Raw genomic sequence first — 19,653 nt, forward strand, 5'->3', positions numbered from 1 at the left:
CGCTGCATCAATTAAAATAAGTAAAATTACTGATGCTAGAGAAAATACAAGCTATTGAAGCAAGTTTTCGTTTTTATGTAAATTCAGCAACGGCGCAATCGCCACGCCCGTAAACGTCCCTTCCTTCACCACATCCTCCGGCGTCCCAGCAGCCACAATCTGACCGCCGTTTTTCCCGCCATCGGGGCCGAGGTCAATGATCCAGTCGGCTTCGGCAATCACATCCAAATCGTGTTCAATGACGATTACGCTGTGCCCGCCGTTCACCAGTCGGTGGAGCACGTGGATGAGTTTTTCCACATCGGCCATGTGCAGGCCGACGGTGGGTTCGTCCAGCACATACAAAGTATGCAACATTTTGTTGCCGCGTTTGGTGATGTCGTCGCGCACTTTGGTGAGTTCGGTCACGAGCTTGATGCGCTGGGCTTCGCCACCCGATAGCGTGGGGCTTGGCTGGCCGAGGGTGAGGTAGCCCAAGCCCACGTCTTTGAGCAGTTGCAGCGGGTGCGCGATGGTGGGCATGCTGGCGAAGAAGGTGACGGCATCGTCCACCTCCATTTGCAGCACGTCACCAATGGTTTTGCCGCGCCAGGTGACGGAGAGCGTTTCGGGGTTGAAGCGCGCGCCGTGGCAGGTTTCACAAGGCACTTTCACATCGGGCAGGAAGCTCATTTCAATGGTGCGCATGCCTTGGCCTTCGCAGGCGGGGCAGCGGCCTTCGCCGGTGTTGAAGCTGAAACGGCTGGCGCTGTAGCCACGGGCTTTGGCTTCCAGCGTGTCGGCAAAGAGCTTGCGCACGGTATCCCAAAAGCCGATGTAGGTGGCTGGGCAGCTGCGCGGGGTTTTGCCGATGGGGGTTTGGTCCACCTCCAACACGCGGTCAATGCCCTCAAACCCTTGCAGGCCCTTGAGGTGCTGCAGGTGCGGGGTGGGGCCCGTTTGCTCCAAGGCTTCGCGGCCGGCTTTGGTGGATTGCTGGCTGACGACGCGCGCCACATTGGCCAGCAGCACATCGCGGGCGAGGGTGGATTTGCCGGAACCCGAAACGCCGGTGATGGCCACCAAACGCTGCAGCGGCACCCAACTGCCGACGTTTTGCAGGTTGTGCAAAGTTGCGCCTTGCAGGGTGAGGGCAGGCATGCCAAGTTGAACTTCGCGGCGCGGGCTGAAGGGGTGGCGCATGGCATCGCGCAGGTATTTGCCGGTGATGGAGTCTGGGTTTTGCGCGACTTCCTCGGGCTTGCCTTCGGCGACGATGGTGCCACCGCGCACGCCTGCGCCGGGGCCGACGTCGATCAAATAATCGGCGTGGCGAATGGTGTCTTCGTCGTGTTCCACCACCACCAAGGTGTTGCCCTTGTCGCTCAGGCTTTGCAGCGCGCCCAGCAGAATTTGGTTGTCCCGCGCGTGCAAGCCGATGGTGGGTTCGTCCAGCACGTAACACACGCCTTGCAGGTTGCTGCCCAATTGCGCCGCGAGGCGAATGCGCTGTGCTTCGCCGCCCGACAGCGTGGGCGCTCCGCGATCAAGGGTGAGGTAGCCGAGGCCGACTTGCTCTAAAAACGCGAGGCGCGAGCGGATTTCCGGCAGCAGGTCGCGGGCAATATCGGCTTCGCGGCTGTTCATCTGGCCGCTGCTGGTGAGGGCTTCGACCCATTGGCGAATGTCGCTGACGGAGAGTTGCGCGATGTCGGTAATCGCTTGGCCGTGGAAGCGCACTTTGCGCGCGGTGGCGTTCAAGCGCGTGCCGTGGCAGGTGGGGCAGGCGGCATCGCCCATGTCTTCGGCGTCCGGCTCTTCAAAGCTGCGCTCTCGGCCGCGGTTGTCGTCTTGCGGGCCGGAGTCGTCCAAGGCTTTACGCTGTTCTTTCGTCAGCGCCACGCCGGTGCCCACGCAATCGGGGCACCAGCCGTGCTTGCTGTTGTACGAGAACAGACGCGGGTCCAGCTCGGGGTAGGAGGTGCAGCACACCGGGCAAGCGCGCAAAGTGGAGTAGGCCGTCACCTCGCCAATGCCGAGGGTAGAGCTGCCGTTTTCCAGCGCAGCGCTCAAACCGTCCAGCTGGCTGATGACTTGCATCACGCCCTTGCCATGTTCCAAGGCTTTGGCGATTTGCGTGCGCAGCTCGGCTTCGTTCTCGGGCGTGATGTCCAAGCTGAAAACGGGCAGCTCAATGCTGTGCTCTTTGAAGCGATCGAGTTTGGGGAAGGGCGCGGTGGGCACAAAGGCACCGTCCACGCGCAAATGCGTGTGGCCGCGCAGGCGTGCCCAATCGGCCAGATCGGTGTAAATGCCTTTGCGGTTGACCACCAGCGGCGCCAGCAAGCCAATGTGCTGCCCACGGAATTGCCGCAGGATGTGGGCGACGATGCTGTCTTGTGACTGGGGCTGCACGGCGGCATCATCGTTCACGCAGTGCTGGGTGCCCAGCTTTACGTAGAGCAGGCGCAGGTAGTGCCAAATCTCGGTGGCGGTGCCCACGGTACTCTTGCGACCGCCGCGAGAAAGGCGCTGCTCAATTGCCACCGTGGGCGGAATGCCGTGCACGGCATCCACATCGGGGCGCGAAGCGGGCTGCACGATGGAGCGCGCATAGGCGTTGAGGGATTCCAAATAGCGGCGCTGGCCTTCGCTGAACAGAATGTCAAAGGCCAAGGTGGATTTGCCCGAGCCTGACACGCCGGTGATGACGTTGAACTTGCCGCGCGGGATGTTGACGGAGAGATTCTTGAGATTGTGCTCGCGGGCGTGGACGATTTGAATCGCCTCGATTTGGCTGCTGGCATTCGCCTTGCGATCCGCAGCGGCATAGGCCACAGCAGCTTCGTGCACGGCGTGCTCTTGCTTGGCTGCCGCAATCGGCTGCCCCATGGTGGCCTCGTACTCGCGCAAGGCCGCAGCGGTGAACGAGGTGGGGTGCTTCGCCACTTCTTGCGGTGTGCCTTGCACGACGATGTGACCACCTTGGTCGCCTGCATCGGGGCCGAGGTCGATCAGCCAATCGGAGGAGCGCATCACGTCCAGATTGTGCTCAATGATGATGAGCGAATGCCCAGCCGCCAGCAGCTTGCGCAGCGCGCGCATGAGCTTGGCGATGTCGTCAAAGTGCAGGCCGGTGGTTGGCTCATCAAACAGGAACAGCGTACCTTTGCGCGCCAAAGTCTGGCGGCTTTTGCTGGCCGATTGCGCGGCTTCAGCCAAGAAACCGGCGAGCTTGAGGCGCTGTGCCTCACCACCGGAAAGCGTGGGCACCGGTTGCCCTAAGCGCAGGTATTCCAGCCCAACATCGGCAATGGGTTGCAGGGCGCGCACCACATCGCGGTCTTGGGCGAAGACTTGTAGGGCTTGTTCGACAGTGAGTTCGAGGATGTCAGCGACACTGTAAGCGTGATTTTTTGCAAGCGAACTTGTCTTGCTCCGTTCAGGCTGAGCCTGTCGAAGCCGGTTCACAGATGCATCGGCGTCATGCTCATGCACTTCGACAAGCTCAGGGCGAACGGTGGGGTGCGAGGTTTCTCCAACAAAGGAGGCTGTCGCTGCTGGCCGTTCAATTTTGACCTCCAAAATCTCGGGCCGATACCGGCTGCCATCGCATTCGGGGCAGCGCAGGTAGACGTCGGAGAGGAACTGCATCTCCACATGTTCAAAACCACTGCCGCCGCAAACCGGACAGCGCCCATCGCCGCTGTTGAAGCTGAACTTTGACGCGGTGTAGCCGCGCTGGTTGGCCATCGGTGTTTGCGCAAACAGGGTGCGAATGGCATCCCACGCGCCCACGTAACTGGCGGGGTTGGAGCGGGCAGTTTTGCCAATGGGCGATTGGTCCACGAACACCGCATCGGCCAGAAAATCCGTGCCCAGCAAGGCGTCATGCGCTCCGGGTGCATCGGTGGCTTTGCCAAAGGCGCGCATCAGTGCCGGGGCGAGCACGTCTTGAATCAACGTGGATTTGCCGGAGCCGGAGACACCGGTCACGCAGACCATGCGTTCCAGCGGGAACTCCACATCCACGTTCTGAAGATTGTTGGCGCGCGCGCCTTGCAACAGCAGGCGCGGTGTGTTGGCCAGCACCGGGCGTTGGGCGGGGTTTTCGATGCGCAGGCGCGCACCCAGGTAATCGCCGGTCAGCGTGTGGGCGCTGCGCAGCGCCTCGGGCGTGCCGTCAAACACGATCTGGCCGCCGCCGCTACCGGGTTTGGGGCCCATGTCGATGATGCGATCAGCCGCCAGCATCACGGCAGGGTCGTGCTCCACCACCACCAGCGTGTTACCCGCATCGCGCAGGCGCAGCATGGCTTGGTTGATGCGCTGCATGTCGCGCGGGTGCAGGCCAATGCTGGGCTCGTCCAGCACAAACAAAGTATTGACCAGCGAGGTGCCCAGCGCAGTCGTGAGGTTGATGCGCTGCACTTCGCCGCCCGACAAGGTGCGGCTTTGCCGATCCAGCGTGAGGTAGCCAATGCCCACTTCGTTTAGGAATTTCAGGCGGGTGTTGATCTCTTCCAGCAACATGCGCGTGGCTTGCGCCTCGGCATCGTGTTCGTCGGCTTCGGGCTGCAGCGATTGCGTGAAAGCATAGAGGTCACGCAGCGGCAATTGCATCAAGTCGTGCAGACACAGGCCGGGCAGGGCGGCCAGTTGCGCATCGCTCCATTGCACGCCGGTAGGTTTGAAGCGTTTGGCTGATGGCATGGCCGCATCGGCTGCGGCTCGGGTGCCAATGCGCCAGAGCAGGCTTTCGGTTTTCAAGCGCGCACCGGCGCAGGTGGGGCAGGTGGTGTAGCTGCGATATTTGGAGAGCAGCACGCGGATGTGCATCTTGTAAGCTTTGCTCTCTAAATACTCAAAAAAGCGGGCGATGCCGTACCACGTCTGGTTCCACTTGCCATTCCACTTGGGGCTGCCGTGGATGACCCAGTCTTTTTGCTCCTGCGTGAGCTGGTTCCAGGCGGTATCGCGCGGAATGCCTTCTTCACCGGCGTGGCGCATCAGGTCGTCTTGGATTTCCTTCCAAGCCGGTGTTTGAATGGCTTTGATGGCGCCTTTGCGCAGCGTGAGTTTTTCATCGGGGATGACGAGGCCCCAATCCACCCCAATGACGCGGCCAAACCCGCGGCAGGCTTCACACGCACCTGCGGGCGAGTTGAAGGAGAACATCGACGGCGTCGGCTCTTGGTAGCGAATGTTGCTGGCAGGGCTGTGCAGGCCTTGGGAGAAGGAGAGGGTCAGTTCGCTTCCTTCTGCAGGACTCACACTCCGTTCAGGCTGAGCCTGTCGAAGTCGGGTTACGTCCTCGGAGTCATCCGGCTGCACGTACACCGCCAAGCGGCCATTGCCGCGTTTGAAAGCGACTTCCAACGCTTCGACAAAGCGGCCTTGCTCCACGCGGCTGGCGCGGAAGCGATCGGCCACGACGTCCAGCACTTTGCGCTGCTCGGGCGCTGCCGGTTTTTTGGTTTTAGGCGCTTTGGTTTTGCTGGATTTTTTCGGATCTACGCTGGCCGCATCGACCACTACATCCACCATGCGCTCGGCCTGCACTTTGGTAAAGCCGCTGGCGGATAACCACTGCTGCATTTGCTCTTCCGTGGTATTGGCCGGCAACTCCACGGCAAAAGTGATGATCAGGCGCGCGTCGCCGCCGGGTTTGCCTTCGCCGTATTGCGCCGTCAAACGACGGTACACGCTCTCGGGCGTGTCGTGCTGCACGGGCTCGGCTGTCACGCGGTCGTACAAGTGCGCGGTGCGGGCGAACAAGAGCTTCAAATGGTCGTTGAGCTCCGTCATCGTGCCCACGGTGGAGCGGCTGTTGCGCACCGGATTGGTCTGATCAATCGCAATCGCGGGCGGCACGCCTTCGATCTTGTCAACGGCCGGTTTGTCCATGCGGTCCAGAAACTGGCGTGCATAGGCAGAGAAGGTCTCCACATAGCGGCGCTGGCCTTCGGCATAAAGCGTGTCAAACACCAAAGAAGACTTGCCGCTACCGCTAGGGCCGGTGAACACCGTTAGCTCGCCGGTTTGGATGTCGATATCCAGATTCTTCAGATTGTGCTGGCGCGCACCGCGAATGCGGATGGTGCTGTCTGGTTTTGCGGTTTCATCTGTTTCGATGGCCCGGATTTCAGAGGTGTTTTCTGGGGTATTCATAGAGAGTGCAGGCGAGGTTCATGCTGCATTGCATCAGCGAAACAAAGGGCTGAATGCCAAATTTAGAGAGGCATGCATGAAGGTATGGTCTTTATTTTGGGGCATTTCACAGAAACCAAGTGCCTTGCCTGGGATGCAGATATGGCAAATGAGGTTTGAGATGTCTTAGTGGTAAACCCTTGTTTTCTTGGGGTGGCAAAGTTTTTTTTTGCGTATGTGAATACGCAGATTTTGTATGGATATGACGTGAGTTTGCTTTTTATCTACAATTGTCGGTTCGCTTGACTTCGCTCAAGTATCCTTTGTAAACCTGATTCTTTTACACCGAGTTGAATCATTTATATATTTCTTCGGGCACCTGACTACTCCAATGAACCACGGTCAAAGCTTACTCAAAATCGCCGTCATTTATGACGGCAGTTTTTTCTGGCGCATCAGCAATTTCTATCGTTTTACGCACGAGCGCCAAAGCCATCTAAACATCAGTGCGCTGCACAACTATTTGCGCCACCATATTGCCGCCATCGAAAAAGATGGCATTGCAACACTGTGCCAGATTAGTGAGGCGCATTTTTTTCGCGGACGGTTTTCGCTCAAGGCAGTGCAAGCGACGCGTGATCCGTTAAAGCAACTGGAGACGGACCGCTTTCAGGACCAGGTCTTGATGTGGGCTGGCGTGGTGGCGCATTACCAGCCAATGAATGAAGCGGCCAATCCGCCTGAGGAAAAAGGCGTAGATATCAGCCTAGCGCTGGAAACCTATGACCTGACTGTGAATCGCCAGTTTGATGTGGTTGTATTGTTTACCGGAGCGGCTGATTTTTCGCCTTTGGTGCGCAAGTTGCAAAGCATTGGAACCCGCGTGATGGTACCCGCATTTGATTTGCCCAACTACGCCAAAACTTCACAACGCTTGCTGGAAGAGGCTACATACTCCTTGCCGCTGTCTGAATTGATTGATGGCACTGTTGATGATGAGTATGAGCATTTGCTGGGCGATCTGTTTCATTGATAGTGCGCAAACCACAGACGATAGAAAAAGGCTCCCAATGGGAGCCTTTTGTATGGTATTGGCAAGCGTGGAGAATGAAAAGTGTCACTGCCGTGCAGTGCGAATGTTGGCAGGCAGCGCGTGTGGCTTGCTGCTTCGCAATGGGTTGATATCTAGCCCGCCACGGCGGGTGTAGCGCGCCTGAACGCTCAACTCCAAGGGAGCGCAGCGTTGCCATATGTCGATGAATATTTGCTCCACACAGTTTTCATGGAAACCAGTGTGGTTGCGAAAGCTCACGATATATTGCAATAAGCCAGCTTGATCAATCGGGTGGCCACTGTAGCTGATTTGAAGGCTGGCCCAATCGGGTTGACCTGTGACAGGACAATTGCTTTTGAGCAAGCGGCTTGTCAGTGTTTCTGTGGTGTGTGACTGCTCTTGTTGGCTAAAGAGCAGATTGGGTTGCGGGGTGTAATGGGAGCACTCCACATCCAAACGATCCAGATCCAAGCCGCTGAGTTCGTGAATAGGCTCCGCATCGAAAGATGCAGGTTCAATGATCCGAACGCCAATGCTGCCTGTTGGTAATGGACTGCCACGCCAAGCGGCTTCACTTAAATCTTTACGAATGCAATCACGCACAGCAGCCTTATCCGCAAAAACGCTGTTATTGAGACTATTCAAGTAGAGCTTAAGGGATTTGCTTTCCACAATATTGGGTGTTTCGCACGGGAACGTCAGATGCGCAATGGCTACCTGCGGCTTGCCGCGCGCATTCAGCCAACTCAACTCAAACGCAGTCCATACATCAGCACCCATGAATGGCAGGCGATCAAGGCCTATGCCTAAAGCTTGACGCTGCGCCAACCTTGGAATGGGGCACAGCAGTTGCGGCTGGTAGGTTTGTGGATACGCCACCTCTTTGCCCAAAGGCAGATCAGTGGCTGTAACCGGCATGTGCTGGTGCGCCATTATTTAATAGTGCGTACCCAGCCGCGTGTGTCGGCAATTTTGCCGCGCTGCAGGCCAGAGAGCTCGTCGCGCAACGCGTTAGTGATGGGACCACTTTCACCATTGCCGATGGTGAAGGAACCACCGTCGAATTTGACTTCACCGATAGAGGCGACCACAGCGGCAGTACCACAAGCAAAGGTTTCTTTGACTTTGCCGCTTGCCACATCGGCTTGCCATTGGGCGAAAGAGTATTTCCGCTCTTCTACGGTAATGCCTTTGCTGCGGGCCAGTTCAATCAAGGAGGCGCGGGTGATGCCGGGCAGGATGGTACCCAGTGGGGTCGTGAAAATATGCCCATCGTCTTGGACGAAGAAAATATTCATGCCGCCCAACTCTTCAATCCATTGGTGTTCTGCGGCATCCAGGAAAACGACTTGTTCACAACCATTTTCATAAGCTTGCGCTTGTGCAACTAAGCTGGCTGCGTAGTTGCCCCCACATTTGGCAGCGCCTGTGCCGCCAACAGCTGCGCGCGTGTATTCCTTCGAAACCCAGACCTTCACGGGTTTAGGGCCGCTTTTGAAATAGTCGCCCACAGGCGATGCAATCACGCAGAAGACGAAGTGATGCGCTGGGCGCACGCCCAAGAAGGGCTCGTCCGCAAACATGAAGGGACGCATGTACAAGCTGCCATTGCCGCCAGGAATCCATTCCTTGTCAATGCGCACCAACTGCTCTACTGCTTCAACAAACACTTCTTGTGGCAGTGTGGGCATTGCCATGCGGGTGGCTGAAGCATTGAAACGGTCGGCGTTTTGGTCTGCACGGAACAGGGTGACGGTGTCCCCTTCACCGCGATAGGCTTTCATGCCTTCGAAAATTTCCTGTGCGTAATGCAACACTGCTGCGGCAGGGTCGATTTTGAATGCTTCACGTTTGCGAATTTGTGCGTCATGCCAGCCGCGCCCCTCCGTCCATTCGATAGTGACCATGTGGTCGGAGAATGCCGTACCAAAGCCACCTTTGGCCAGAATCGCTTCGCGATCGGCTGCCGAGGTAGGGGTATCTGTAGGAATATGGCTGAATTTCAGTGCATTGGACATAGTGGCTCCAGCAAGGCTTTCGTCAACAAATAGCGAAAAAAAGAAATGAGTGCTGCCTGTGGGCTGAGGGCGAGTCCCCCGGTCATGCGCACATCAGGCATAGCCTTGCATGATAACGATTGTGGCGAGCCTTGGCACCCAAAGTGACAGGAAAGCCTGCTTCATTCGTGTTTCTAATTGAAGAGTGCTGCCATCGGTGAATATTGGCTTGGTCGTGTGTGCCTTGTTGAAGCGATTAGCCTAATCGAATAGTTAGATTGCGCCAAGGGTTAACCAGAGTGTGGGGCGTGCCAAGGGAGAAACAATCGCCCTGACAATAGCGCCCATGATGATGTTGACTCCTGATGATTTCATTCGTGCCCTGGATTGGATGGGGACGGTGGTGTTTGCGCTCAGCGGTGTGTTGATAGCACGGCGCTTGCAGATGGATGGTTTTGGTTTATTGGTTCTGGCAAGTGTGACGGCGATAGGTGGGGGCACGATTCGAGATCTGGTATTGGGGATTCGCCCGGTCTTTTGGGTTACCCAATCGCATTACTTGGTTCTGATTGTGGTGACTTGTGCGCTGGCTATTCCGTTGGCTCGGTTACTTTCACGGGCCAAAGTCGCGTGGCTGCTGCTGCATGCGGATGCTTTAGGGCTGGCCACGTTTACTGCGATCGGGGCAAACAAGGCGCTGTCAGTGGGCGCTCCTGCGATTGTTGCGGTGGGGATGGGCGTGCTGACTGGCGTTGGTGGCGGAGTGATTCGAGACGTGTTAGCCCGTGAAGTCCCCATGGTGCTGTGCCGAGAGGTTTATGCGACAGCCTGTATAGCAGGGGGCATTGTATTAACGGCGGTGCATGCTTGGACAGGGCAATCTTTGCCAGCCATGCTTGGGGGTATGTTGACGACTTGGTTGATCCGCTTGGCTGCACTGCGCTGGCACTGGCACTTGCCAACATTTGGCGGTTTGGACCCTGATGAGTCGCGCTAGATGCGCCACAGCACAACTAAATCGGCGCTCTCCATGACAAGGCGATGAAGTGTCATTTTTCCTTGTTTTTTACACGGGTATCGAATCGCATTTTGGCAAGTGAATGCATTGCCTGATTTACGATGCGCGCATGGCTTTACTTGGCTTTCTATTTTTACAAATTCTTGGCATAGCCGCAGCCTGGTGGCTTGGCGTGCATGGGTGGCAAATTGTGCTGGGCGCATTGGCTGGAGCTTGGCTTTGGTGGTTGCTTGCGGCGTGGCAAAGTGCGCGGTTTTACCATTGGGCGAAAGGAGAAGGCCAAGCATCTAATCGTTTTTGGGGGTATTGGGCGAACTTACAGTATTTTTGGCGTAAGTTGCAGCGAAAACACCAGTATCGAGAGGAGCGCCAAGAGCGTAATTTGCAAGAATTGCGTATGGCGATTCAGGCTTCCCCAAATGGTGTGATGTTGCTGGATCATGAATGGTCTATTGTTTGGCTCAACCATATGGCGTGTGAACATTTTGGTCTCAATGTAGACCAAGACATGGGGCAAAACTTGCTGACCTTGGTGCGAGACCCTGAGTTCGCCAGTTATTGCGCTGTCGGAGATTTTCGCGAAACTCTTGAAATGGATGGGCGTGGCGTTGGATCTGTTGTGGGAGATCGACGCCGACTTTCGATCCAGGTTTTTCCGTATGGCGATGATAAACAGCTGATGCTTTCGCGGGATGTGACACATGTTCAGCGCACTGAAGCGATGCGCCGGGATTTCATTGCCAACGTATCGCACGAAATTCGCACTCCGCTGACGATTTTTTCTGGTTATGTTGAAACCTTGCAAACCTTGCCTTTGGAGCAGGCCGATCGTGAGCGCTACTACCAGCGCATGCATCAGCAAGCCACGCGTATGCAGGTATTGGTTGAGGATTTGCTGACCTTGTCTCGATTGGAAGGCAGTCCTCTGCCCAATCTCAGTGAGTTTGTGGAAATCAAGCCTTTGCTTTTACGTTGTCTGGATGAAGCCGCTGCGTTATCTGTTTCATTGGCACCGCAAGCGAATGAGCCGGTGCACCAACTCTCGCTGAAATATGCGGATGAACATGGCCAAGAGCAGCTCTTGAAAGGCTCATCCATGTCTAGTACAAGACACGATCCGCGCATGCCACCTGACACCACGGATGCGCTTAATTCTGCGGGGATGAATACCACATGGCCTGGTACGATGGGGCGTTTGGCTGGTGTGGACAAGGAAATTTACAGCGCATTTTCCAATCTGGTGGCCAATGCTGTGCGCTATACGCCTGCCGGAGGTTCGATCACGCTGGTTTGGTCGTGGCATACAGATGGCAGTGCCAGTTTCAGTGTGCGAGATACTGGACCGGGCATTGCGGCTGAACATATTCCGCGTTTGACAGAGCGCTTTTACCGGGTAGATAGAAGCCGCTCGCGTGAAACGGGTGGTACTGGTTTAGGCTTGGCCATCGTCAAGCATGTCGCGCAGCGCCATGGCGGGCATTTACAGATTCAGAGTGTGGTCGGGCAGGGGTCTTGTTTTCAAATAGATTTACCGCTCACTCGCTTGCAGACCCCAGCAGCCGTTCAAGCTGCAGAGCAAGAAAAACTGCGCCGTGAACGCATGCTGGCTGCTTGAGTGGGGTTGAGAATGGCTCTATTTAATGATCGTAAAAAAAGCCCTTAATCAGGACTTTTTTTACTAATATTTCTCAATGGACTAAGAAAATCGAGAGACGTTCTTATTTTTCAACCTGACCGGGGCGATTGGTTCTTTTCTGCATCACCGGCGGATGTCGGTGTTGAAGCTTCTGTTTCGGTTTGCCACTCAGTTTCAGAGGGGGCCCCTTCTTCATCATCGTCTTTTTCTGGTGCCATTTTTGGGGTTGCCAACTGCAGCATATTGACGCTGCGAGGCACATTCTCACCCCGTTGGCGAGATCTGAATAAGGCCGCACGCATCAGGAAAATGGTGGTCACAGGGGAGGTAATGGCAATGAATACCCCCAGCAATAAAATATTGAGCGCTGGCTTGCCTGTTTGAAATGAAAAATAGGTGATTGTGGCGAGCATGAGGCACCAGATGCCTGCCGTGGTGATCAAAGCTGGAGCATGAATGCGTGAAAAAAACGTTTTCAAGCGTAGTACACCTGAAGCCCCCAAAAGCGCAATGAGCCCCCCACACAAGGCAAAAAAGGCCACGGCGATTTCAGCCCACAATGGGAGAATGAAACTCGGTGCTTCGGTCATTCGATAACCTCCCCACGCAGCAGAAACTTGGCCATGGCCGTACTACTGACAAAGCCCAGCAAAGCGATCAATAGCGCAGCTTCAAAGTAAGCGGTACTTTCGTAGTACATCGAAAGACTCAGCATGACGTACATGCCTAAAACAAAGACGCAGTCGAGCGCCAAAATGCGGTCTTGGGCAGATGGGCCAATCAACAGGCGAATGATGACCATCAACATGGCAATGGCCAGCATGGCCAGCGTGATGGGTAAAGCCCAGGCGAGAATTTGTCCATTCATTCGAAAATCTCCATCAAAGGGCGTTCATAACGTTCTTTGACTGTTTTGATGACTTCGTCCTGGTTGACGTTGCCATCAAAGACATGCAGCAGAAGGGTGCTGCGGTCCATTGATAGTTCTGCCCAAGCATTGCCCGGCGTAATGGTGGTAATAACGGCCAGTACAGCCAATGCATTCGGATCGCGCATTTCCAGAGGAATACGGATGAAGATCGATGTGTCTTCCTTGGTGGCATTTTTTTTGAACAAAATCCGAATCACCATCAGGTTGGAGTGCCACGCATCGATCATGACGGTGAAGGCCAGTTTCACAATGGTGATTGGATGGCGCACTCGCACGTAGCGGGGCCGCAATGCATCACTGAAAATGGGAATTGCTAAGCCCAGTACCAAAGCCAATACGAAATTGGCCAGGCTGTAGCTTTGGGTCATTACCATCCACAAAGCAATCAGCAGTGTGGAGAGTAATGGGGCTGGAAAAATGGTACGCAACAATCGCTTCATGGTTGCGCTCCTTCATCGGTTTCGCTATCGCCAGCACCCGTTAGCGACGACCCAACAGGTGTTTGGCTTGGGTAGGGTTTGGGTTGCATTTGCAGCACGGACTGGATGTAGTCGTCAGGCGCATACAAACTGTTGGCAGTAGTTTGCATGTAGCGCATGATGCTGTCAGCCTGAATGGTGATGGCCACACAGGCTCCGAGCAGAATCACGAGGGGGATGCCTTCAACCACTTTGACTACTGGCGGAGACCGGTCATGCGATGCCCAGAAATGGCGAATACCGGCACGAGAAAATGCAATCAGTGCCAATAAACCAGAAGCGATCAGCAGCGCCAACAGGAACCAACCATCTGTTCCGGGCGATTGTCCTGAAGACGCGCCCATTCCCAATGGATTGAGCATGGCGGAGAGCATAGCGAATTTGCCGATGAAACCAGATAGCGGAGGCAAGCCTGCAATCAAGAGTGTGCAAGCCATAAAACACATACCCAGCAGTGCAACGGCCGCCGGCATGGCTCGCCCGACTAGGGCTTGCTCTTTCTCATCCAGATTGAATGCATCTTGCTTGCCTTCAAGGTCCGGGGTAAGGAAGGGGGCTTCGTCTTCTTCTTCATAAGGAGCGTAGTCTTTGCCGTCATTGCGCCAGCGGTCCATCAGGTCCGCCAGCAGGAAGCAGGCGCTAACGGCCAAGGTAGAACTGACCAAGTAATAAAGCAGGCCCGCAGTGAGTAAGTTCTGACCAAACCCGAGCGCGGCCAGTAAAGTGCCTGAGGAGACAATGGCACTGTAGCCTGCCAGATGGCCTAATTTTTGGGAACTGAGTACACCAATGGAGCCAACAGCGATCGTTGCCATTCCCGCATAAGTAAGCCACTGCCCACCATACAAGGCAGAGGCCCCAGCGTCATAGCCAAAGAGCAAAGTCCATAAGCGCAAAATCATGTAGATGCCGACTTTGGTCATGATGGCAAATAAAGCGCCAGCAGGGGCGGTGGCAGCGCTATAAGCTCGCGTGAGCCAGAAATTCATGGGCCAAACCGCGGCTTTGATCAGGATGGCGACGGCCAAGATGCCCGCGGCGACATGCAGTAACGCACGGTCCTCATCGGCAATGTTGGGGATGATGCTGGCTAGACTGGCCAGATTGAGCGTGCCAGTGATGCCATAAAACATGGAGATGCTGATGAGCAACAATGACGATGCCAGTAAGTTGATGGCAATGTAGTGCAGCCCTGACTGAACGCGCACACGTCCCGAGCCGTGCAGCAGCAAACCGTAAGAGGCAGCCAAGAGAATTTCGATGAATACAAAGAGGTTGAATAAATCCCCTGTGAGAAACACCCCGTTCAGCCCCATTAACTGCAACAAGAACATGGGATGAAAGTGGACACCAGCACGGTGCCAGTGCGCGGCTGAATACACCACACTGGCCAATGCCAGAATGGAGGTCAGTGTGAGCATCAGTGCCGAGAGGCGGTCCAACACCAAGACAATGCCAAACTCAGAAGGCCAGTTGCCCGTCATGTAGACGCCCATTGAGGTGGACGACGATTGCTGATGACTCCATTGCAGCAAGAAGATCGACAATACAAGCAGGATTAAGCACGCAAAGACATTGACGATTAATTTGATACGTTGGCGTTCTTCACCTAGAAACAAGATGATGGCTGCTGCAGCCATAGGCACCAAGATGGGGGCCAAAATGAGATGCGGCATCAATGCACTTAACCACTCTCTCATGATGCCTCGCCCTTCTCAGCGGCCAAACTGCCGTCTACGTGATCGGTGCCAGACATGCCGCGCAAAGCCAGCAATACGACCAAGAAGAGGGCGGTAGTCGCAAAACCAATCACAATCGCCGTCAATACCAATGCCTGCGGCAAAGGATCGGCGTAGTGCTGCAAATCGGTAGGAATGCCCGGGCGCAAGACGGGTTCTTTGTCAATGGCCAAGCCCAGCCTGCCCATTGAAAAAATAAACAAATTCACCGCGTAGCTGAGCAATGCCAGTCCAATAATGACTTGGAAGGTGCGCGGGCGCAGCAGCAGCCACACGCCTGCGCTTGTTAACACACCAATGGCAATGGCCAAAACAATCTCCATGCGCTTGTACTTTCAGGGTTTTTGGTGAATATTGAAAAGGGCAACCTTGTCGTAGGCTGCTTGAATGCGGGCAAAGTTACTTTCACGCGTTTGGGTTTCTTTGGCCTCGGCTTCGTCCTCCAGCATGCGAGCGTGGTAACGGTGTGCACGAGTTGATTGGTGAGCCAAAGCAGTAAGAATCAATAGCGTGGAGCCCACGACAACGGTAAAGACCCCCAAATCAAAGAACATGGCGCTGGCAATATGCATCTCACCCAGATAAGGCAATGTGAGGTGTGCGGTGTGCGTGGTCATGAATGGATAGCCCCAATAGAAGGAGCCTGCGCCGGTGGCAATGGCACATACCAAACCAAATGCAATCCACCGGCGTGGGAAGAGGGTCAAGTTGGCTTCCACCCATTGCGTGCCCGAAACAATGTATTGCAGCAGCAGGCCCACAGAGAAAATTAAGCCTGCTACAAAGCCCCCGCCAGGTTCATTGTGCCCGCGTAGGAAGAAGTAAATCGAGACGAGCGTGGTGACTGGCAGCAACAAACGCACCAAGACAGCTGGAACCGTGAGGTAACCAATCGCCGTATCTTTGGCTTGACGGGGATTGAACAAGTCCGTAATCAAATCGCTGGGCAATACACGCTGCTGCATTGGCAAATCCATGGTTTCACGCGCAGGACGGAAACGCCGCAGCAATGCATAGATGGTCAATCCCACAATGGCCAGCACTACGATTTCGCCAAACGTGTCGAATGCGCGGAAATCCACCAACATCACGTTGACCACATTGGTGCCGCCTCCTTCTTGTTGGGCTCGTTCCAGGTAGAAAGTTGAGGCACTATTGTCGAATGGGCGACTGAGCATTGCATAAGTGAGCAGGGCGATGCCAATGCCTGCGATCAGTGCAATGATCAAGTCACGGGCGCGGCGCGCTTGTGCGACGCTCTGATCGATCACCCAGGACGCTGGGCGGATCGATTTATCGCGTTGTGGCAACCAGCGCAGCCCAAGCAGCAGCAAGATAGTGGTGACAACCTCTACGGAAAGTTGAGTCAAGCCCAAGTCCGGCGCAGAAAACCACAGGAATGTCAGTACCACGCAGAGACCAGTGGCGCCTAACATGATCATGGCAGCCAGGCGGTGGAATTTGGCTTGCCATGCAGCTGCAATGGCACAAATAGAGCCAATGAACCAGATGACACCGAATGCTGGTGAAAGTGGTTGTGTGGGTCTGTCTCCAATTGTTAAGCCGCCGTACCAGAGTGGCAGCCCAACGGCCAAGAACGTGACCATGAGTACCCAGAACATTTGCCACTGCAGGCGGTGCGTTGTCAAGCGCAGGCGTAAACTGCGGCTGGTTCTGGTTAAGGAGGCCAAGGCGTATTCAAAAATGCGCTGGCCTGTGAGAGACCATGAGAAGGCATAGTCGGCCAAATAGTCTTTGCCACGGATGTACTTGATGACAAAGAAAAACAGGAATGTGCCTGTGCAAAGCGCGATGACACTCATGATCAAAGGCTTGTTCACTCCATGCCATACAGCGAGGCTGTAATAGGGTAAGTCGCCACCAACTACGGGGGTTGCTGCGGCGGCCAAGAAGGGGCCCACAATCACGTTAGGCAAGACGCCAACCAATACGCACAATACGACCAAAAAGCCGACCGGAACATTCATCCAAATCGGAGGATCATGGGGTTTTTTGGGCAGGTCATCGGCTTTGGGTCCAAAAAAGACGTCATAGGCAAAATGCAGCGAATAAATGGCGCTAAAAATACCGAAAATAACTGCAATTACGGGCAAACTAGCCTGAATGTAGGCGGGGGCATGCACCAAAACGGTTTCGGCAAAGAACATTTCTTTGGAAAGAAAACCGTTGAAGAAAGGCACTCCGGCCATGGCAGCTGTGGCCACTACGGCAAGTCCAAAAGTGACCGGCATCAACTTGCGCAGACCTGATAAGCGGCTGATATCGCGTGTTCCTGCTTCATGGTCGACAATGCCGACGACCATGAATAAGGAGGCCTTGAAAGTGGCATGATTCATGATGTGGAATACTGCCGCAACAGCTGCCAACTCGCGGTTAAGACCGAAGAGCAGGGTAATCAAGCCCAAATGTGAGATGGTTGAATACGCCAGAAGCCCTTTGAGGTCATTTTGGAACATGGCCACGCACGAACCAAAGAGAAGCGTTGTCGCGCCAACTCCACTGACAATCCAAAACCATTCCTCCGTCCCACTCAAAACAGGCCAAAAGCGACCCAGCAGGAAAACGCCTGCCTTGACCATGGTTGCAGAATGCAAATACGCGGAGACTGGCGTGGGCGCAGCCATGGCGTTAGGGAGCCAGAAATGAAAAGGAAATTGTGCACTTTTGGTGAACACGCCCAGCAAGATAAGCACCAAAACAATGGTGTACGAGCTGTGGTTGCGAATTTGTGAACCCGCTGCCAGCACGTTGTCAAGGTTGTAACTGCCCACAATGTGGCCCAACATCAGCACGCCAGCAAATAAACAAAGGCCTCCTGCGCCAGTGATTGTTAAGGCCATGCGAGCACCGCGCCGTGCATCTTTGCGGTGGTGCCAATAACCAATAAGCAAAAAAGAAAAAATACTGGTTAATTCCCAGAAAAATGCCAGCTGAATGATGTTGCCTGACAGCACCACCCCTGCCATAGACCCCATAAAGGCCTGGAGGAAGGAGAAAAAACGCGGCACAGGATCCTGGGGGGACATGTAGTAGCGCGCATAGAGGACCACTAGCGCACCAATGCCGTAGACCATCATGGCAAACATCCATGCATAGCCATCTAATCGTAACGACAGGTTCAGACCAAAAGAGGCAAGCCAAGTGAACTCTTCTCGATAAATTTCACCTTGCGAAATTCCGGGAAAATACAGGGCCAACTGAACCGCACCGAAGAGGGCGATCGCTCCTGCTAATGTGGATTCCAAGTTTCGGGCATTGGATGGCAATGCGCTGGCGAGCAAACTGCCGATAAAAGGCAGCAAAACGATGGTACTGAGGGCAACTGGATCCATTCCCGAATTCTATGGGCATTGGGCTTTCTGTGCGAGAGAAAACCTTAGAAGATTGACTTCAATTTCAAAGGGTTGTGGCGTTCTCTTACGCTATAAGAATCGATGCTTATTAGGCATTTTGTTTTAAAACAAAGACTTGCATAGTGTCTTGTAAGTGTTCCGTGCTTTTGTGGTGCTTGATTGAACACTGGCGGTAAATTTTATTTTTTATAAAAGTCTTTATTTGTCGCTATTTTCCTTCAATTTGAGTATTTTTTTGCGTGTGCCTGATGTTCTTTGCTTAGATTTTATTTTTCTATTTTGTTAATTTTTGTATTGTTTGTGAGTGGATTGGGGCAGGGTGACTCTATGTACCGTTCAGGGAATACATGTATTAGGGCAGCCCCTCTCTTCATTAGTCATTGAGACAAGTAAGATCATCGCCGCTTCATGGTGCGGTGCAGTATTTTGACAATTTGCAGTGCTGTTTACGCAGTGAAGGCGCCAACGCACAATGGTCTGGCGTGTATGCAACAAGACTCCGATTAATCCCAACAGTCACTCAAAAGACAGGCCATGGACGAACCTATTCTTACCATGCAGGAACGTGAAGCGATCAACACTGGTCGCTGGTTCAGCACTTTATCTCCTTCGCTTCGACACGATATTTTGCGATGTGCACATGTCAAACGGTTCAAAGACGGCGCCCTGATCTGCGCGCGTGGCGACACTCCAGAGGAGTGGATCGCCTGCGCCAAGGGGGCCGTGCGCGTGAGTTCAACCTCGCTGACCGGCAAACAGATCACGCTCACGTATGTGGAGCCGGGGGTTTGGTTTGGCGATGTGGCGCTGCTCGATGGAGACAAACGCACACACGATGCTTACGCACATGGGGATACCACCATCGTGATGGTGAGCAAGCCCGATTTTTTCAAAATTCTCGAGACGCATGTGGAGTTCTATCAGGCCATTTTGCGCATGCATGCGCGGCGCATTCGAGGGTTGTACGGTTTGGTGGAGGACCTCAATACGCTGCCATTGCGCGCAAGGCTGGCCAAGCAGTTACTGCATTTGGCGCGCAGTTATGGCATTGCCGATTTGAATGGCGGCAACAATATTCGCATTGGTTTGCAGTTGGCGCAAGAGGAATTGGCGCAGCTGTTGGGCGCGTCGCGTCAGCGCGTAAACCAAGAGCTCAAGGGTATGGAGCGCGAAGAAATTATCCGTATCGAGACTGGTGGGCTGGTTATTCTCAGTCGCGAGGGATTGTTGAAAATTGCAGAAGCAGGCGACTGAGCTCGTCAGTATTAAAGGGCGATGGCTTTGCGCCATCATGGT

At 54.6% G+C, this 19,653-nt stretch carries 13 protein-coding genes; 4 read left to right on the forward strand and 9 right to left on the reverse strand.

What is annotated here, in order from left to right:
- Window positions 1–51: 51 nt before the first annotated feature.
- Complete coding sequence (gene uvrA, locus E9531_RS11840; protein ID WP_136573974.1) at window positions 52–6,150, reverse strand: excinuclease ABC subunit UvrA; 6,099 nt, start codon at window positions 6,148–6,150, stop codon at window positions 52–54.
- A 370-nt stretch (window positions 6,151–6,520) separates the two neighbouring features.
- On the opposite strand from uvrA, the gene E9531_RS11845 reads away from it, so the two are divergent.
- Window positions 6,521–7,162: an NYN domain-containing protein gene (locus E9531_RS11845; protein WP_136573975.1), complete on the forward strand. Its 642-nt coding sequence runs from the start codon at window positions 6,521–6,523 to the stop codon at window positions 7,160–7,162.
- 84 nt (window positions 7,163–7,246) lie between these two features.
- Here the strand turns inward: E9531_RS11845 and queF are convergent, their stop codons facing one another.
- Complete coding sequence (gene queF, locus E9531_RS11850) at window positions 7,247–8,101, reverse strand: NADPH-dependent 7-cyano-7-deazaguanine reductase QueF (protein WP_136573976.1); 855 nt, start codon at window positions 8,099–8,101, stop codon at window positions 7,247–7,249.
- Between the two features lie 14 nt (window positions 8,102–8,115).
- The gene (locus E9531_RS11855; RefSeq protein WP_136573977.1) at window positions 8,116–9,201 is read right to left on the reverse strand and encodes a branched-chain amino acid aminotransferase; all 1,086 of its coding nucleotides are present in this window, start codon (window positions 9,199–9,201) and stop codon (window positions 8,116–8,118) included.
- 325 nt (window positions 9,202–9,526) lie between these two features.
- On the opposite strand from E9531_RS11855, the gene E9531_RS11860 reads away from it, so the two are divergent.
- Together E9531_RS11860 and E9531_RS11865 are read left to right on the forward strand one after the other, a co-directional pair.
- The gene (locus tag E9531_RS11860; RefSeq protein WP_211343430.1) at window positions 9,527–10,177 is read left to right on the forward strand and encodes a trimeric intracellular cation channel family protein; all 651 of its coding nucleotides are present in this window, start codon (window positions 9,527–9,529) and stop codon (window positions 10,175–10,177) included.
- A 130-nt stretch (window positions 10,178–10,307) separates the two neighbouring features.
- A complete protein-coding gene (locus E9531_RS11865; RefSeq protein WP_158291776.1) occupies window positions 10,308–11,813 on the forward strand; it encodes an ATP-binding protein in 1,506 nt (501 codons plus the stop codon).
- Between the two features lie 110 nt (window positions 11,814–11,923).
- On the opposite strand, the gene E9531_RS11870 is transcribed toward E9531_RS11865, so the two are convergent.
- From E9531_RS11870 to E9531_RS11895, 6 genes are read right to left on the reverse strand one after another with little or no spacing between them, the layout of a single operon-like run.
- The gene (locus E9531_RS11870; RefSeq protein WP_136573979.1) at window positions 11,924–12,424 is read right to left on the reverse strand and encodes a cation:proton antiporter; all 501 of its coding nucleotides are present in this window, start codon (window positions 12,422–12,424) and stop codon (window positions 11,924–11,926) included.
- On the reverse strand, window positions 12,421–12,702 hold the full coding sequence (locus E9531_RS11875; protein ID WP_136573980.1) for a K+/H+ antiporter subunit F: 282 nt from the start codon (window positions 12,700–12,702) through the stop codon (window positions 12,421–12,423). The genes E9531_RS11870 and E9531_RS11875 overlap by 4 nt, the downstream gene beginning before the upstream one ends.
- The gene (locus E9531_RS11880) at window positions 12,699–13,205 is read right to left on the reverse strand and encodes a Na+/H+ antiporter subunit E (protein ID WP_244610093.1); all 507 of its coding nucleotides are present in this window, start codon (window positions 13,203–13,205) and stop codon (window positions 12,699–12,701) included. The genes E9531_RS11875 and E9531_RS11880 overlap by 4 nt, the downstream gene beginning before the upstream one ends.
- On the reverse strand, window positions 13,202–14,944 hold the full coding sequence (locus E9531_RS11885) for a monovalent cation/H+ antiporter subunit D (protein ID WP_136573981.1): 1,743 nt from the start codon (window positions 14,942–14,944) through the stop codon (window positions 13,202–13,204). The genes E9531_RS11880 and E9531_RS11885 overlap by 4 nt, the downstream gene beginning before the upstream one ends.
- Window positions 14,941–15,306, reverse strand: coding sequence for a Na+/H+ antiporter subunit C (locus E9531_RS11890; RefSeq protein ID WP_136573982.1), 366 nt, complete (start codon window positions 15,304–15,306; stop codon window positions 14,941–14,943). Before E9531_RS11890 ends, E9531_RS11885 begins: the two co-directional genes overlap by 4 nt.
- A 12-nt stretch (window positions 15,307–15,318) precedes the next feature.
- Window positions 15,319–18,336: a monovalent cation/H+ antiporter subunit A gene (locus E9531_RS11895; protein ID WP_136573983.1), complete on the reverse strand. Its 3,018-nt coding sequence runs from the start codon at window positions 18,334–18,336 to the stop codon at window positions 15,319–15,321.
- Between the two features lie 555 nt (window positions 18,337–18,891).
- Between E9531_RS11895 and E9531_RS11900 the strand changes: the two genes are divergently transcribed.
- Window positions 18,892–19,611, forward strand: coding sequence for a Crp/Fnr family transcriptional regulator (locus E9531_RS11900; RefSeq protein WP_136573984.1), 720 nt, complete (start codon window positions 18,892–18,894; stop codon window positions 19,609–19,611).
- Window positions 19,612–19,653: the final 42 nt, after the last annotated feature.

Source organism: Lampropedia puyangensis (assembly GCF_004833285.1).
GTDB lineage: Bacteria > Pseudomonadota > Gammaproteobacteria > Burkholderiales > Burkholderiaceae_C > Lampropedia > Lampropedia puyangensis.

Bases quoted from the DNA above. Each gene is read 5' to 3' on its own strand.
- E9531_RS11895 (WP_136573983.1), bottom strand. From the start codon at position 18,336: ATGGATCCAGTTGCCCTCAGTACCATCGTTTTGCTGCCTTTTATCGGC.
- E9531_RS11855 (WP_136573977.1), bottom strand. From the start codon at position 9,201: ATGTCCAATGCACTGAAATTCAGCCATATTCCTACAGATACCCCTACC.
- E9531_RS11845 (WP_136573975.1), top strand. From the start codon at position 6,521: ATGAACCACGGTCAAAGCTTACTCAAAATCGCCGTCATTTATGACGGC.
- E9531_RS11900 (WP_136573984.1), top strand. From the start codon at position 18,892: ATGGACGAACCTATTCTTACCATGCAGGAACGTGAAGCGATCAACACT.
- E9531_RS11880 (WP_244610093.1), bottom strand. From the start codon at position 13,205: ATGAAGCGATTGTTGCGTACCATTTTTCCAGCCCCATTACTCTCCACA.
- E9531_RS11860 (WP_211343430.1), top strand. From the start codon at position 9,527: ATGATGATGTTGACTCCTGATGATTTCATTCGTGCCCTGGATTGGATG.
- E9531_RS11865 (WP_158291776.1), top strand. From the start codon at position 10,308: ATGGCTTTACTTGGCTTTCTATTTTTACAAATTCTTGGCATAGCCGCA.
- E9531_RS11890 (WP_136573982.1), bottom strand. From the start codon at position 15,306: ATGGAGATTGTTTTGGCCATTGCCATTGGTGTGTTAACAAGCGCAGGC.
- E9531_RS11870 (WP_136573979.1), bottom strand. From the start codon at position 12,424: ATGACCGAAGCACCGAGTTTCATTCTCCCATTGTGGGCTGAAATCGCC.
- queF (WP_136573976.1), bottom strand. From the start codon at position 8,101: ATGCCGGTTACAGCCACTGATCTGCCTTTGGGCAAAGAGGTGGCGTAT.
- E9531_RS11885 (WP_136573981.1), bottom strand. From the start codon at position 14,944: ATGAGAGAGTGGTTAAGTGCATTGATGCCGCATCTCATTTTGGCCCCC.
- E9531_RS11875 (WP_136573980.1), bottom strand. From the start codon at position 12,702: ATGAATGGACAAATTCTCGCCTGGGCTTTACCCATCACGCTGGCCATG.
- uvrA (WP_136573974.1), bottom strand. From the start codon at position 6,150: ATGAATACCCCAGAAAACACCTCTGAAATCCGGGCCATCGAAACAGAT.